The 14,359-nt window shown below is 67.6% G+C and carries 12 protein-coding genes, 1 pseudogene and 1 other annotated feature; of the genes and pseudogenes, 10 read left to right on the forward strand and 3 right to left on the reverse strand.

All coding sequences use genetic code 11. The annotated features are described in order from the left end of the window. Nucleotides 1-31 precede the first annotated feature (31 nt). Nucleotides 32-1,261 (forward strand): annotated as a pseudogene (locus tag JWP60_RS14945) (IS3 family transposase). Beyond that, nucleotides 309-425 (forward strand) — a sequence feature (AL1L pseudoknot). (Overlaps the previous pseudogene by 117 nt.) A 452-nt stretch (nucleotides 1,262-1,713) precedes the next feature. Here JWP60_RS14945 and JWP60_RS14950 read toward each other — a convergent pair. Beyond that, nucleotides 1,714-3,303, reverse strand: a complete 1,590-nt coding sequence (locus JWP60_RS14950; RefSeq protein WP_299792815.1) for a restriction endonuclease — start codon at nucleotides 3,301-3,303, stop codon at nucleotides 1,714-1,716. A 610-nt stretch (nucleotides 3,304-3,913) separates the two neighbouring features. Next, nucleotides 3,914-5,446: a type II toxin-antitoxin system HipA family toxin YjjJ gene (gene yjjJ, locus JWP60_RS14955; protein ID WP_363320859.1), complete on the reverse strand. Its 1,533-nt coding sequence runs from the start codon at nucleotides 5,444-5,446 to the stop codon at nucleotides 3,914-3,916. A gap of 107 nt (nucleotides 5,447-5,553) precedes the next feature. Between yjjJ and JWP60_RS14960 the strand changes: the two genes are divergently transcribed. The 7 genes from JWP60_RS14960 (at nucleotide 5,554) to JWP60_RS14995 (ending at nucleotide 12,328) form a co-directional block, all read left to right on the forward strand. After that, complete coding sequence (locus tag JWP60_RS14960; RefSeq protein ID WP_299792818.1) at nucleotides 5,554-5,811, forward strand: hypothetical protein; 258 nt, start codon at nucleotides 5,554-5,556, stop codon at nucleotides 5,809-5,811. Between the two features lie 152 nt (nucleotides 5,812-5,963). Then, nucleotides 5,964-6,581, forward strand: a complete 618-nt coding sequence (locus tag JWP60_RS14965) for a thermostable hemolysin (protein ID WP_299792821.1) — start codon at nucleotides 5,964-5,966, stop codon at nucleotides 6,579-6,581. Then, nucleotides 6,565-8,772 (forward strand): AMP-binding protein, encoded by a 2,208-nt coding sequence (locus JWP60_RS26775; RefSeq protein WP_363320860.1) that lies wholly within the window; start codon nucleotides 6,565-6,567, stop codon nucleotides 8,770-8,772. Before JWP60_RS14965 ends, JWP60_RS26775 begins: the two co-directional genes overlap by 17 nt. After that, a complete protein-coding gene (locus JWP60_RS14980) occupies nucleotides 8,769-9,581 on the forward strand; it encodes an SDR family oxidoreductase (protein ID WP_299792824.1) in 813 nt (270 codons plus the stop codon). The genes JWP60_RS26775 and JWP60_RS14980 overlap by 4 nt, the downstream gene beginning before the upstream one ends. Then, nucleotides 9,578-10,288 carry a hypothetical protein gene (locus tag JWP60_RS14985; RefSeq protein WP_299792827.1) on the forward strand — a complete coding sequence of 237 codons (711 nt, stop codon included), beginning with the start codon at nucleotides 9,578-9,580 and terminating at the stop codon, nucleotides 10,286-10,288. Before JWP60_RS14980 ends, JWP60_RS14985 begins: the two co-directional genes overlap by 4 nt. 13 nt (nucleotides 10,289-10,301) lie before the next feature. Further along, complete coding sequence (locus JWP60_RS14990) at nucleotides 10,302-10,976, forward strand: response regulator transcription factor (RefSeq protein WP_299792830.1); 675 nt, start codon at nucleotides 10,302-10,304, stop codon at nucleotides 10,974-10,976. Next, nucleotides 10,973-12,328 (forward strand): ATP-binding protein, encoded by a 1,356-nt coding sequence (locus JWP60_RS14995; protein WP_299792833.1) that lies wholly within the window; start codon nucleotides 10,973-10,975, stop codon nucleotides 12,326-12,328. Before JWP60_RS14990 ends, JWP60_RS14995 begins: the two co-directional genes overlap by 4 nt. On the opposite strand, the gene JWP60_RS15000 is transcribed toward JWP60_RS14995, so the two are convergent. Next, complete coding sequence (locus JWP60_RS15000; RefSeq protein ID WP_299792836.1) at nucleotides 12,315-13,016, reverse strand: hypothetical protein; 702 nt, start codon at nucleotides 13,014-13,016, stop codon at nucleotides 12,315-12,317. The two genes, JWP60_RS14995 and JWP60_RS15000, sit on opposite strands and share 14 nt — an antisense overlap. On the opposite strand from JWP60_RS15000, the gene JWP60_RS15005 reads away from it, so the two are divergent. Together JWP60_RS15005 and JWP60_RS15010 are read left to right on the forward strand one after the other, a co-directional pair. Further along, nucleotides 13,015-13,530, forward strand: coding sequence for a hypothetical protein (locus JWP60_RS15005; RefSeq protein WP_299792839.1), 516 nt, complete (start codon nucleotides 13,015-13,017; stop codon nucleotides 13,528-13,530). The two genes, JWP60_RS15000 and JWP60_RS15005, sit on opposite strands and share 2 nt — an antisense overlap. Nucleotides 13,531-13,856: 326 nt before the next feature. Continuing rightward, complete coding sequence (locus tag JWP60_RS15010) at nucleotides 13,857-14,129, forward strand: hypothetical protein (protein ID WP_299792842.1); 273 nt, start codon at nucleotides 13,857-13,859, stop codon at nucleotides 14,127-14,129. The last annotated feature ends 230 nt before the right edge of the window (nucleotides 14,130-14,359 follow it).

Genomic DNA, 14,359 nt, shown 5'->3' on the forward strand with positions numbered 1-14,359 from the left:
AGGAGGCTCAAATCTCTGAGAGGATTGAGCCATGAAGAAGTCGAACAAGTTCTCACCCGAGGCCGTGAGCGTGCGGTGAGGATGGTGCAGGAACACAAGGGGGAGTACCCGTCGCTGTGGGCGGCGGTCGAATCGATTGCGCCGAAGATCGGCTGCGTGCCGCAAACGCTGCTGGAATGGGTCAAGCGCGTGGAGGTCGATGCCGGGGTGCGCCAAGGCGTCACGACGTCCGAGGCGCAACGGGTCAAGGATCTTGAACGCGAGAACAAGGAGCTGCGCCGGGCCAACGAGATCCTGAAACTGGCGAGCGCGTTTTTCGCCCAGGCGGAGCTCGACCGCCGACTGAAGCCCTGAACGACTTCATCGACAAACACCGCGTCACCCACGGAGTCGAGCCGATCTGCAAGGCACTGCAGATCGCCCCGTCGGGATATTGGCGCCATGCAGCGCTGCTGCGTGAACCGGACAGACGCTGTGCCCGGGCTCGCCGCGACGAGGACCTGGCGCCGCAGATCCAGCGTGTCTGGCAAGCCAACATGCAGGTCTATGGCGCCGACAAGGTTTGGAGGCAACTGGCCCGCGAAGGGACGGTGGTAGCCCGCTGCACGGTGGAGCGGCTGATGCGCCGTCTGGGACTGCGAGGTGTCATGCGCGGCAAGGTCGTGAGGACCACGATCAGCGACAGCAAGGCGCCATGCCCGCTGGACCGCGTAAACCGGCAGTTCCGCGCCGAGCGGCCGAACCAGCTTTGGGTCAGTGACTTCACCTACGTGTCGACTTGGCAGGGCTGGCTGTACGTGGCATTCGTGATCGACGTGTTTGCCCGTCGCATCGTGGGCTGGCGGGTGAGCAGTTCGATGCGAACGGACTTCGTGCTGGACGCCCTGGAGCAGGCGCTGTATGCCAGGCAGCCTGAGCGCGACGGAAGTCTCGTGTGCCACTCGATCGCGGCTCGCAATACGTCAGTATTCGATACACCGAGCGCCTGGCCGAGGCCGGCATCGAACCCTCTGTGGGCAGCAAGGGCGACTCCTACGACAACGCCTTGGCCGAGACAATCAACGGGCTCTACAAGGCCGAATTGATCCATCGCCGGGCGCCGTGGAAAACGAGGGAGTCGGTCGAACTGGCCACTCTCGAATGGGTGTCCTGGTTCAACCACCATCGCCTCCTCGAACCCATCGGCTACATCCCGCCGGCGGAGGCTGAGGCAAACTACTACCGGCAACTAGCCAATCAGGTCGCCACGGTGGTGGCCTGACTTAAACCAACTGGCCTCCACGGAAGCCGGGGCGATTCAAAGTTCAATGCGGCGCGGCCGGTGCGCGGAGGTGGTCGGCCGCGCATCCGGCTCGGCCGAGAGCTGATCATGGTTGCTGCCCGTGAATAGGAACTGGCGACAGTTAGTAGCTCCGGGACATCAGAACTCCACTCCACTTGGAAAACTCCTGATCTCCCAACACGGTGGCCGGTTACCTCACACCGCTTACCGTCGCTATGGGTCGGCTGAAGCCATTGCCTGCCTCCGTGCGCCCACAGGGCTGCGACGCGAACTTTGACCTCCGGAGTAGAGGGGCTTGCCGTGTCTCCCCACGCTCTCACGCCGTTCTCGGCAGTCAACGTCGGCGCGCCCGCATTCCGAGCGCTTGCGACCGTACCGGTGTTCGAACCCTGACTGCGTTGTGCGTGCTTCTGCATCTGCAGCGAGCGCTGCTATCGCGTCAGGATCCGCGCCCGCACGCCGGCGTGCTCCTGCAGGAGGTGCAGAAGGCCGCTCCCCGTGATCAGTTCGATGGGCTTGTCCTTCGAGAACTGGTGCGCGTCCGGTCCGTATCCACTGGTTGTGACGAGGATGCCCTTGTTGGCCCCTTCATGCTGCATGGTCCCGTACAGGTCGCGCACGGCGCTCACGCCGACCGTGTCTTTGTAGCGTTTGGCCTGGATCACCACCTTGCCGCCGAGAACCGGCCGCGCGTCGTAGGCAACGGCATCCACTCCACCGTCACGTGAAGCGCGAGTCAGTTTCGTCTCGAGCCCCATGCTGCTGAAAAGGTTGGAGACAAGGGTCTCGAATTCCGACGGGGTGAGATCCATGAGATTGGGACGCGACTCGATGACGGAAAGGGCATCACCCTGGTCGATAAAGCGCCGATCCGCCATGTCGAATTCCACGATCGGCCTCACCGCGAGCAGTTCATCCGGGCGAGGCGAGACGTGTGCGCCCAGGTTCTTCAGGCACAGCGCGCGGTCCACGCGATCCAGCCGAATCGCCAGGAACTCGTCTTTCGTAGCGCGGACGGAGATCACCGGAACCCGAACGGGGTTTCCGGTAGCGAGGTCTTCAGTGTCACGAATGCCGGTGAAGGTGACCGAAGAAAGGACGTTGCCCTGGTCGGCCTCGAACAGTTCGTGCAGCGTGCGCAGGGTGATTGAGGCGATCACGTCCTGATAGATGGCCTTGAGTTCAGCCGGCTTGCGCGTCTTGCTCTCGATCACGTCGCGCGTGCGGACGTACTTGAAATCGCACTCCTGCGGGATGACCGTCGGTTCGGGGAGATCGTATTCGACCACCAGCTCCCGCGAAGCCGCGACATATGCCACCCGGAACATCTCGGGAAATTCGGCGTCCGGGTATTCGGAGCGTTCCAGCACCATCTCGTTGTAGGCGACGACGCCTTCTTCTTCGCCGGCGTGGTACTGGGCCTCCAACTCGTCGACTTCAGCGTTGCGGGCGGCCGCGTCCGCGCGGATGTGCGCGACCTGCTCCTCGTGCTTCCTGCGGAGCTCTTCAAGCTTTGTTTTCTTCTCTGTCTCACACTCGCCGTGCCGGGCGATCGCCGCCTCGTGCTCGGCACGAGCGCGTTCTGTGGCTACGGCATGGCGCTGGGCGCTGCCTGGAACCAACCGCCCCAGGAATCCCACCGGCTTGACCACGATCAGGCGTGGTTCGGAATCTGGGCGAAGTTCTATCGGTAACTCGAATTTCGGAAGCTGCGGCACGATGCGCAGCGAGTTGAAGTCGATGCAGTCGTTGACTGACAGCGTGTGCGCCAGCAAGCCTTGCAGTTGCTCCAGTTGCTCGCGCACCTCGGCGTTCTGCTCCTCGGCTTCAGCCAGGCGATCCGCCAGGTACTGGGCTTTCGCTTCCTTGTCCGCCGCTTTCTGTTCGCGGGTGAATTGAGCGTGGGCGCGTCGCGCCTGGGTGGCCGCGGCCCTGATCTGCCGATGGCGGTCTCGTTCTGCTGCGGCCGAAGCGCGGGCGGCCGCGCGAAAGATGGCTCCAAATCCGGTACGTCTTCCCATGGGTGAAATCTAGTCGTTGGTGGTAATGGAGGGAAGAGGGGTCATCCCTTTGGCTCCCCGAACCCACAAATGTCCACCGCGGCCATGGCTCCGCAGCGCGCTTTCGTGACTTTTTAGAGCTTTCGCCCAACAGGCGTCGCACGTGCGCCTCCTCCACCGGGGAGGGCTGGTCGTGATCGCGGTGGGCGCGCGCGAGGGCGGCCAGCCGATGCTCGATGGTGGCCAGCGCCAGCGGCCCGCGGTTGGCCTTGATGCGCGCGGCCACCAGCCGCTCGTCGTGCGCGGCGGGCAGCTGCTGGTCGCCCGCGCCAGGCGCAGTCTCCGCGTGGTCGACGATGAATTGGGCGACGGTCGCCACATGCACCGGCAGCTGCAGCGCGCGGCCGTAGCGGATCTGAAACCACGCCAGCCAGTAGCGCAACGCCTGGCGGTAGCCGCGGCGGGTGTTCTCGCTCTCGCCGGCGGTCTGGAACACCGCGATCGCTGCCACCGCCTGGTCGTCGAGCCGGTGCGGATCCAGCGGTGCGACCGGCGTGCCTGCGGCCAGCAGCGAGGGCGCGCAGGCTTGCTGGGCGAGTTCGAGGGGCAGGGCAGGGTACATGGCAAGCCCTCAGTGCATGGCGTGCAGGCGCTGCGCGTTAGCGGCGCAAATGGCGCGGAAACCGGCGCTGATGCGAGCATCCGCTGCTGCGCGCTCCCAGAAGGCGACAGCCGCCGGCCGCGCCGCGTTCCAGGCCTCGCGCTCCGCGGGGATGGGCGGCAGCGGGGCGAACTCGCGCTGCGGCAATTCGACCCCGCGCTCGGGCGCGTACAGCATCGGCAGCATGTCGTAGGCGGGCGCGAGCGCAAGTCCCGGGCGAAACGACAGGTTGCCCTCATGCATGTCGGTGTTGGCGGTCAGCTTGCCGAAATGCCACAGCAGCTCGATGCGCGAACGGGTGATCGCGTCGATCCAGCCGCGCGCGGCCAGGGCGGCGGCTGCCGCCGTCCAGGGGCCCGGTCCCGCACCGACCACCCCGGCGTTGAGCGACCCCCAGGAGCACAGGGGCGAGCGGCCGTGTGCGCCGTGGCGGTCGAACCGAATGACTTCCAGAAAGGTGCGGCCGCCGGCCTGGCGCACGCGGCTCGCCGCCGCCTCCACTTGCAGCCGCTCGCGCATCACCTCGCCGGCCAGGTGCTCGCACACCAGCAGGTCCGACCAGCGCTGCGTGCCCGCGGAGACATCGGAGCCGCAGAACTTCACCAGCACGTGCACGATCTGCCCCTGGATCCTGCGCACCGCGGTGAACTTGGGGAAGTCGCCGCCGGCGGACGATCCGGGGATGCCTTGGGCCATGGCCGCCTGCGCAAGGGCAGGGTAGGCTGCATCGACCTGGTCGTCCTCGATGGCGTCAACTGGCTGCTGGGTGAGGGCCAGCCACGTGCGCAGCGCCGTCTCTCCGAGGACGTAGCAGCCCGGCACATCCACGCCGGCAATGGACAGGACGTACAGGATGTCATCGTCCGACCACTGCGCGGGGTCCTCCGGCACCTGCATCAGCGCCGCGTTGGCGCGCGCGAAGTGGCGGCCGAGGAATCCCTGAGGGCGCATGTCATAGAGCATGTAGGGGATGCCGTCGAACCAGCCCTGGGCCATGTCCTCGTCCAGGGGCCAGCCAAGCTGCTGCCGGACCTGCAGCGCCGTGCCGTCGGCGAGCGGAACCAGGCTGGCCAGCTCTTGAGCTTCTCCGGTCTCGCTGATGCAGTAGACGGGCAACTCCAGCCGGGCGCCGCGGATGGCGCGGGTGGCCGCGTAGGTGGTGCGGCGCGCCCGCCCCATGGACAGCACCTGTGGACCCAGCGCCTGGACGTACCGCATGAGCGTGGCGCGGCTGATGCCCAGGCGCTCCACCAGAGCACCGGCGCTCTGCCGGCCAGCAATGCGCAGGGTGCGCAGCACATCGTCAGGGGTGGGCATTTCAGTGAAACGATTGATGCGTCGACGAAAACTGGCCTTTTGCGAGTGGAGTCTACCGCGCTCAGGTCGAACCGTGAAACGATTAATGAAACGATCTAAAGAACGTCGCACGACCGCGCCTGATCTGGCCGCGCTGTTCTTTTTCTGCTGTAATACGATCTGTAGCACGCCGTACAGCTGCGGCAATGTTCACCTTGCGCACCCCGTTCGAGCGGGCCCGCTGAACCAGCTACGTGCAGGCGCGCCAGGGGCGGCCTGCGAGCGGGGAGGACCATGCCCAGTCCGCCCGGACGGTGGATGTCATCGTCCATGCGCGAAGTAGCGACGGGCGCGGGCGCGACGTTCTCGAGCGGATGCAGTTTTCGGCCCTCACGCTGGCCTCCGGCATCCGGCTCGAGCCGCAGGCGGTCGAACGCGGCCGGCCGTTCCGCGGCAGCCAGCGGGTCGTGGGCTCCGACGGACAGGCCCGGCCGCAGGAGCGCTGTCTCGGGACGTCGCCTATCGGTTCCGGCTGGAGGCAGCCGATCCCGGGCCTTCGTCCTTCGAAATGACCGACGGCAGCGGGCGCCGCTACCGCGTGGAGCTTGACCTGTCGGCGTACCGGTGAGCGTTTCGCCCGTTCGTGACCCTGGACGCTCTTAATCCCGCATTCATGTCGAGGCACGAGCATTCGCGCTCCACAGGCAGCCCAGGAGCTCAGCGCATGTTCATTGCCCCATCCTCGTCCCCGTGGCTGGCCACGCACACGGCCGGCGATCCGTGCCGCCTCGAGGTCGAAGACTTCATCCGCGGCGTCTATGCCCACCGCTTCGGCGCTGCGTTGCCGTCCCTCGCGCCAGTGCTCGTGACACTGCGCGACCGAAGCGGCATCCTGGCAGCTGCCGGCTACCGCCCTGCCGCCGAGGAGCCGCTGTTCCTCGAACGCTATCTCGCGCAGCCGGTCGAGGCTATGCTGGCGCCGCACCCGCAGGCACCGGCCCGCCGCCGCAGCATCGTGGAGGTCGGCCACCTCGCCGCGCGCAAGGCCGGCGAAGGCCGACGCCTGATCCTGCTGCTCGGGCCGCACCTCGCCCAGCACGGCTTCCAGTGGGTGGCCACCACGGTCACGCAGGAACTTCGACACCTGCTCGTTCGCCTCGGGCTCACACCCATGACACTCGGCCTCGCCGATCCGCGTGCGCTCGGTGAGCAGGCCACGCTCTGGGGCAGCTACTACCGGCACCAACCGGTCGTCGTCGGCGGCTACCTGCCTCAGGTGCTGCAGCAGTTCCAAGCTCGCATCCCGGGTTCCAGGACCACCTCGCATGCCCATGCCGACTGAACTCTCCCACGGTACCGAGCCGGGTGTGACACCTGGGTCCATTGCGCTCGAAGACGGCCAGCGTGCATGGACATTGGAGGCCTTGAAGCTCGAGGTCAGCGATCTCGCCGCGCGACTGGAACGCGATGGTGCGCGAGTGGTGGCCACGCTCCTGGACAATTCTCCAGCCTGGATCGTGGCGGATCGCGCCGCCGCTGCCGCGGGGCTCGTGCACGTCCCGTTGCCGCTGTTCTTCACGCCGCAGCAAATCAGCCATGCGCTGCAAGCTGCCGGTGTCGATACGGTACTCACGCTGCCGCGTGCCGCGGCGCAATGGCCGCAACTGCCGTCGCAGGCCTGCAGCGTGGCGGGCCAGGAGCTCGCCCTGGTCCGCGTTCCTTCGCAACCGGTGGCGATGCCCGCCAACACGTCCAAGGTGACCTTCACCTCGGGAACGACGGGCGCCCCCAAGGGCGTCTGCCTCACCGAGGCCGGAATGCGGCGCGTGGCCGCGGGACTGCTCGCGGCGCTGGAGCCGCTCGGCATCCGCCGGCACCTGTGCGCGCTGCCGTTTGCGGTGCTGCTGGAAAACATCGCCGGCGTGCTGGCGCCGCTGGCGCGTGGCGTCACGTGCATCGCGCTCCCGCTCGCCCAGGTCGGCTTGCGTGGCTCATCCAGCTTCGATGCCGCGGGCCTCCATGCCGCAGTCCTGCAGCACCGGCCGAACAGCATCATCCTGCTGCCGCAGATGTTGCGAGCGTGGGCGGACCACTTGCAGCAATCCGGCCAACGCGCACCGGAATGCCTGCGCTTCGTCGCAGTGGGTGGCTCGGCCGTGGGCAGGCCTCTGCTCGCACGCGCATGGTCGCTCGGCATCCCGGCCTACGAGGGCTACGGCCTGTCCGAAGGAGGCTCGGTGCAGACGCTCAACCTGCCGGGCGCCCACAGGCTTGGCAGCGCCGGCCAGCCGCTGCCGCAAGCACTGGTACGCATCGGAGCGGAGGATGAAATCGAGATTGGCGGCAGCCTGTTCGCGGGATACCTGGGAGATTCCACGCCCGTGCCCGCGTGGTGGCCCACGGGTGACTTGGGGTCCATTGCCGCCGACGGTTTCCTGCACGTCCGCGGCCGCCGTGACCACGTCCTGATCACCGGCTACGGCCGCAACGTCTCACCCGAATGGGTGGAGACCGCGTTGCGCAGCGAGAGTGCCATCGCGCAAGCGGTGGTGCTGGGGGACGGACAGCCGGGACTCGGCGCCGTCCTCTGGCCGGCGCACGCCGACGCAAGCGATGAGCAACTGCAGCAGGCAGTGGACGCAGCCAACGGCACGCTGCCGGATTACGCGCGCATTGGCCCGTGGGTGCGCGCCAGGGCCGCCTTCGACTTCGCCAGCGGCATGGCCACCGCGAATGGCCGGCCCCAGCGCGCAGCCGTCCTGGTTGCGCATGCGTCGGAGCTGGGCTTCGGCGTGCCCCCCCCGAGCACCCCATCCCAGGAGATCTCCATGACTTTCTACGAGCGTCTCGTCGCGGAAACAGCCGATGCCCGCCAGGGCCTGCTGGGAGCCGCCATCATCCAGGCCTGCCTGCGCGGCGAGGTCTCGTTGCCAAGTTACCTGGCATTCCTGCGCGAAGCGTTCCACCACGTACGCCACACCGTGCCTCTGATGCACGCCTGCCAGGCGGCGCTGCCGGTTCGCAACCGGTGGCTGGAAGAGCCGCTCGACGAGTACGTGCAGGAAGAAATCGGCCATGAGCAGTGGATCCTCGACGACATCGCGGCGGCGGGAGGTGACGTGGCCGTCGTGCGCGCCGGCCCGCCTGATCTTGCGACCGAACTGATGGTGGCCTATGCCTACGACACGATCGTCCGCCGGAACCCCCTGGGGTTCTTCGGGATGGTGTACGTGCTGGAAGGCACCAGCGTGTCGCTGGCGCTGATGGCTGCCGACCGGATCCAGAAGGCGCTGCAATTGCCCGATCGCGCCTTCACCTACCTGCGCTCCCACGGCACGCTGGACAACGAGCATGTCGGCTCGTTCGCGCTGCTGATGAACCGCATCCAAGACCCGCGTGACCAGGCCGACATCATCCATGCTGCCCGGGCCTTCTTCAAGCTCTATGGCGACGTGTTCCGCAGCCTGCCGCTTGCCGGCACTGGTGCCCTTCCGACGATGCCTGACCGCGCCGCCGCTGGAGCTCCCGCATGAAGCTCACCGAAGCACGGGTCCTGCTGACGGGCGCAGCGGGGGGCATCGGTGCGGCCAGCGCGCACGCGCTGCTGGCGGCCGGCGCCTGCGTCCTGCTGACGGGCCGTGACTCGGCTCGGCTCGAGCAGCTGGCGCAGTCGCTGCAGCAGGCGCATGCGGCGCCGGCGCGCGTCGAATGGTTCGCCGGCGATCTGCTCACCGACACGGGCGTCGCCGACCTGGCAACGCGGGCTGCCCGGTGGCAATGCAACGTCCTGCTCCACAACGCCGGCGTAGGCTTGTTCGGGCAGTTCGAGCACGCGTCTGCCGACGCGATCGAGCAGGTGCTCGCGACGAACCTGCTCGCTCCCATGCTTCTCACGCGCGCGCTGCTGCCGCACCTGCGAGCCCAGGCTTCAGCGCGCGTGGTCTGCGTCGGTTCGGTGCTGGGCGGCCTCGGCCTGCCGGGGTACGCCGTGTACTCGGCCAGCAAGTTCGGCCTGCGCGGTTTCGCCGAAGCGTTGCGGCGCGAACTGGGCAAGGGTCCGCTGCGCGTGCAGTACCTCGGGCCGCGCAGCACGAAGACCGCTCTCAATTCGGCCAGTGCCGAGGCTTTCAACCGGGCGACCGGGACCGCATCGGATCCGCCCGAGACGGTCGCCAGCGCGCTGGTGGACCTGCTGCGCTCGGGACAGCCGGAGCGCTTCCTGGGCGTTCCGGAAAGGTTCGCGGTACGCATGAACGGCTGCGCACCCGCGCTCCTGGATGGTGCCTTCTCCAGCCACCGAGAACACCTGCTTCACCCGCAGGTCCAAGCCGCAGCCGAATGATGTTCCACACCCAACTTCCAAAGACGCCCCGCATGCACCGATCGGTCCTCCTCACTGGCGCGCCCAGCCGCCGCACGGCGCTGGGCCATGTCTGCGCGGTGCTCTGCGCAGCCTGCAGCTTCGCTGCCATCGCCGACCCGGCCCAGGACGCGGTCACCGGCCTGCAGCATGAATGGGAGGTGATCCGCTATCAGGAACCAGCGGCGGAGCGCGAGAAACGCTTCGCATCGCTGGCCGCCAAGGCCCGCCAGGTCACCAGCGCCAGCCCCGGACGCGCCGAGCCGCTGGTCTGGGAAGGCATCATCCTCAGCTCGTGGGCCGGCGAAAAGGGCGGCCTCGGCGGCCTCGACCTGGTACGGCAGGCCAAGCGGCTGTTCGAGCAGGCCATCGCGATCGATGGTGAGGTCCTGAACGGCTCGGCGTACGACAGCCTCGGTGTGCTCTACTACAGGGTCCCGGGCTGGCCTATCGGCTTCGGTGACAAGGACAAGGCGCGCGAACTGCTGCAGAAGAGCCTTGCCATCGATCCGCAGGGAATCGATGCGAACTTCTTCTACGCCGAATATCTGATGCAGACCAGACAGTCCGATCCGCTGCCTTACCTCGAGAAGGCCCTGAGAGCCCCGCCGCGCCCCGGCCGCGAGATTGCCGACGCCGGCCGGCGCCACGAAGTGCGCGCCCTCATGGACGCGATCAAGGCCAGGTAGCCGACGCCCGGCCATGCGCTTGCTGATCGTGGAGGACGATCCTCTGCTCGGAGATGCCCTCGCCACCGGGCTGCAACAGCTCGATCACGTGGTGGACTGGTTTGGCGACGGCGCGCAAGCCGACGCCGCGATCAGCCACACGGAATACGACGCGGTCGTCCTTGACCTGGGCCTGCCCGGCCGCGACGGCGCGACCTGGCTGGCACGCTGGCGAGCGAACGGGCTCACGCTGCCGGTTCTCATCCTCACCGCGCGGGACGCGGTGGAACAGCGCATCGCGGGGCTGGACCTGGGCGCCGACGAATATCTGGTGAAACCGGTCGGCGTGGACGAACTCGCGGCGCACTTGCGTGCCCTCGTGCGCCGCGCCGCCGGCCGCGTGCAGGCCGTGTGGCGCCATGGGCCACTGGCGTACGACCCCGCGCACAAGACCGTCAGCTGGCGCGGGCGCAACATCGAGCTGACCAGCCGGGAGATGGCGCTGCTGGAGGCACTCCTCAGTCAGCCCCAGCGCGTGATGTCGCGCGCCCATCTGCAAGAGCGCCTGTACGACTGGAACGGCAGCGAGCCCGAGAGCAACACGGTCGACGTCTACGTGCACCATCTGCGCCGGAAGATCCACCCCGGCATCGTGCGCACGATCCGCGGGGTGGGCTACGCGCTCGGCCCCGGCGAGGCCGCTTCGTGAGCCTGCAGCGTAGGCTGCTGCTGTACCTGCTGCTGTGCGCGCCGGTCGTCTGGGCGGCGGGCCTGGCGATCACGATCCACCGGGCCCGGCACGAGATCAACGAGCTGTACGACACCGAGATCATCCACCTGGCGCGCCAGGTGCAAGCCACGCTCCCTGAAGCCTCGCTGCGCGTCGGCGCCTTGCTGCCGCCCATGCCGAAGAAAAGCCTGGTGGGCGACGCCGACCTGCGCGCCTTCGCCATCGCGGTGTGGAACGCGCGCGGCCAGATCGCCGCGGCCGATCGCGAGGGCGTGCAGATCCCCTACCTTGCCGACGCGGTGGGATTCACGCTCGAGGACATCGAGGGCCAGCCCTGGCGGGTCTACTACCTGCAATCCTTCGACGGGACCTGGCTGGTTGCGGCAGGCCAGAGGATGCGCGAACGCACCGACCTGGTCTGGGACCTCACGGTGAGCCAGGCCGTGCCCTGGGTGCTCGTGCTGCCCGTATTGCTGGGGGCCATGGCCTGGGCGGTTCGCCGCGCGCTGTCGCCGCTGCACCACCTCAGCGCGGAGCTGGGCGGCCGCAAGGCCGACGACCTGCGCCCGCTGCAGGTGGTGGATGCTCCGAGAGAACTGCGGCCCCTGCTGGCCTCCATGAATGGACTGTTCGGCCGGATCGAGGCGGTACTTGCCGGCGAGCGCCGCTTCACCGCCGATGCCGCCCACGAACTGCGCACACCGCTGGCAGCACTGCGCGCGCAGTGGGACGTGCTGCGCCGCGCGCGCTCCGGGGAAGAGCGACGGAGCGCCGAAGAAAAATTCGAATCGGGCCTCGCGCGCATGGACCGGCTCGTCACGCAGATGCTTGCGCTCTCGCGGGTCGAGTCGGTGGAGCTCCTCGCGCAGGTGGAATCGGTGAACTGGGGCATTCTGGTGGAGCAGGTCATGAACGATTGCTTCGCCCTGGCCGAGAAGCGCAAGGTCGAACTCGCGTGCGAATGGCCGCGTGAAACGGAGCCGACGTGGCCCCTGACAGGCAGCACCGCGCTGATGACGGTGCTGCTTCGCAACCTGCTGGATAACGGCGTGCGATACACGCCAGAGGGCGGCACGGTCACGCTGCGCGTTGGAACGAACAGCGCGGAGGTCGAGAACGAGGGGCCGTCGCTGTTGCCCGAGCGGGTCACGCAACTGGGGCAGCGCTTCTCGCGACCCGAAGGACAACGCGAACTGGGCAGCGGCCTGGGCATCTCGATCGTGCAGCGGATAGCGCACCTGCACGGACTGGCCGTGGAGTTCGGAACGGCGCACGCAGGCCAGGGCGTGCGCGTTGTGCTGCGCCCGGCTGCGGCGGTCAGCGCTCCTTGACCTGGTTCAGGAGCGCGCGAATTTCCTCCCGGCGGCCGGTATCCGCCACCTGGTAGCCGGAGCGGATCGGTATCTGCAAGGCCTTCTGCAGGTAGGACACTGCCTGGTCGGCCCTGCGCGTCTCGAACAGGTACTCGCCATAGGAGTAGTTGGGGTCTATGGATCCAGGGTGCAGCGCCAGGGCCTTCTGCAGCAACTCGCCCCCCTTTGCCAGATCGCCGAAGCTCATGGGCCAGCGCGGGACCTTGTAGTAAAGCATGCCCAAGCCGATGTAGGCGGCGCCATCGAGGACGTCGCCATTGATCCGGATCGCGGCCTCGAACAGCGCCTTGGCCTTGTGCGTGAGCTGGTACTTGGTCCAGACGCCGAGCAAGCCTTCTTCTTCGGCTTGCGCACTCATTGCCATGCCCTCCCACACCAGGGGCTCGGCACGCCCGGGCATGAGGTCTGCGACTGTGTGCGCCCTGCCCGCCAGCGCAGCGAACAAGCGTTCGCGGTCTCCAGGCGGGCTCTGGTAGCGCGCCACTTCCCAGTCGTGCCGCAGGTTCACCAGGAGATCGGAGTCGCGCTGCGCCTGCGCCCAGGCCGGAGCAGGAGACCCGGCCGCAAGCGCCATGGCGACCCACGCAATGATGGGTGCGAGAACGCGGCGGATGCCGCAGGCCGGGGGAGCTGAAAATCGGTTCATGGAGTTGCTACTCCAGATGGTAGGCCAGGCTTCTGCACATTGGAACGTGCCTCTCGTGCGGGGTTGCCAAAAACCCGAACAAACATCGAAGGCAACTGTTGTCGTGCCCTGCTTAATCGCTGATTCATCTGGCGGCCTCATCCTCGCGCCGGGTCTGGTCCGCCTGCAGTCGCAAGGCGCCGAGTCAGCGTCGCCGCAATACACCTCGTCGAAATCCACACGGGTCGACAGGCTCTGGAAGGTGACGTCGTTGATGCGATGGTTCAGGCCTACAGGAATGGCGCAGCCTCGCCGCCGGCATGCTCTACCGGTTCGTCCGGCGCGCTCGCAATCGCGGCAGCGACCTGGCGACGGCCGCGGATTTCTCATCTGCGAGAAGCTGCGCGCCCAAGCCCCGAAGCTGAAGTCGATCGTCTTCGCCCTGTTCCCCGAACGGTTTGCGCCGCGGTGCGCCGGCGAACCGCCCCTGATCGCCGATGCGCGCCTCGGCGATCAGGACAAGCTGCAGGACTAAGTGAGCACGTTGGGGCCTCGCCTCGGGCTCGACGTCTACCTCACCGCGAGCGACCAGAGCCACGTGGGACGCGAACCCGAGGTGGTCCACACCTGAGCGCCGGCAACGGTTGGCGGTCGAGGGCCACATTGGGTGCAATCGCGCTGCACGAGAATGGAAGGTCCTCACGCACCGCGCAGGGCGCGCAGACCATCTCGGACCTCGAAAGGGCCACAGTGGCGGGATCGGGCGACAAGCGACACAACGCGCCGGACGGCGCGCGGAAGGCGCTGTCCCCAGCAAAGGAGCGTCTGCTACTGGATGCATTGCGGAGCCACCCCGGTCCCGTGAAAATCTCCAGTCCGCGCGTGGGCGCGGCGCTCCAGGCCGCAGGGCTCCTGACCATCAATGGCGCGCTCACGGCGGCCGGTCTGGACGTCGCGGCAAGGCTCTCCGCACAGAACGTGATCGACGCCGTGAACGCTCGACGCGCCGCTTCTTCCATGCAGGCACCGGCGGCACGTCCTCGTCCCACACCGCCGGGCGGCATCACACCTTCCGAGCGCGCCAGCAGCAAACCTCCCGATTGGCCGTTTCCAGAAAGCCATCACTCCTGGTGAGTGCCGCATTCACAGGGCAGACCAGCTTCTGCGAGGCCCTGTCCGTTTGAGCTTTGCCGCAGGGGCGCACCTGCTGCGCCAACCCACCCACCCGCCCGGGACAGCTTCCCGCGCGGGAGCTTTCCCGGCTCCTGTCCCCCTTCGGGACGAATGCCTCCGACACGGCAGGCCGACCGGTGGCCGAGCGGAGAAAGCAATCATGAGTTCGACTTACGGGAGCAACTTCTACG

The sequence above is a fragment of the Ramlibacter sp. genome (assembly GCF_028291745.1).
GTDB lineage: Bacteria > Pseudomonadota > Gammaproteobacteria > Burkholderiales > Burkholderiaceae_C > Ramlibacter.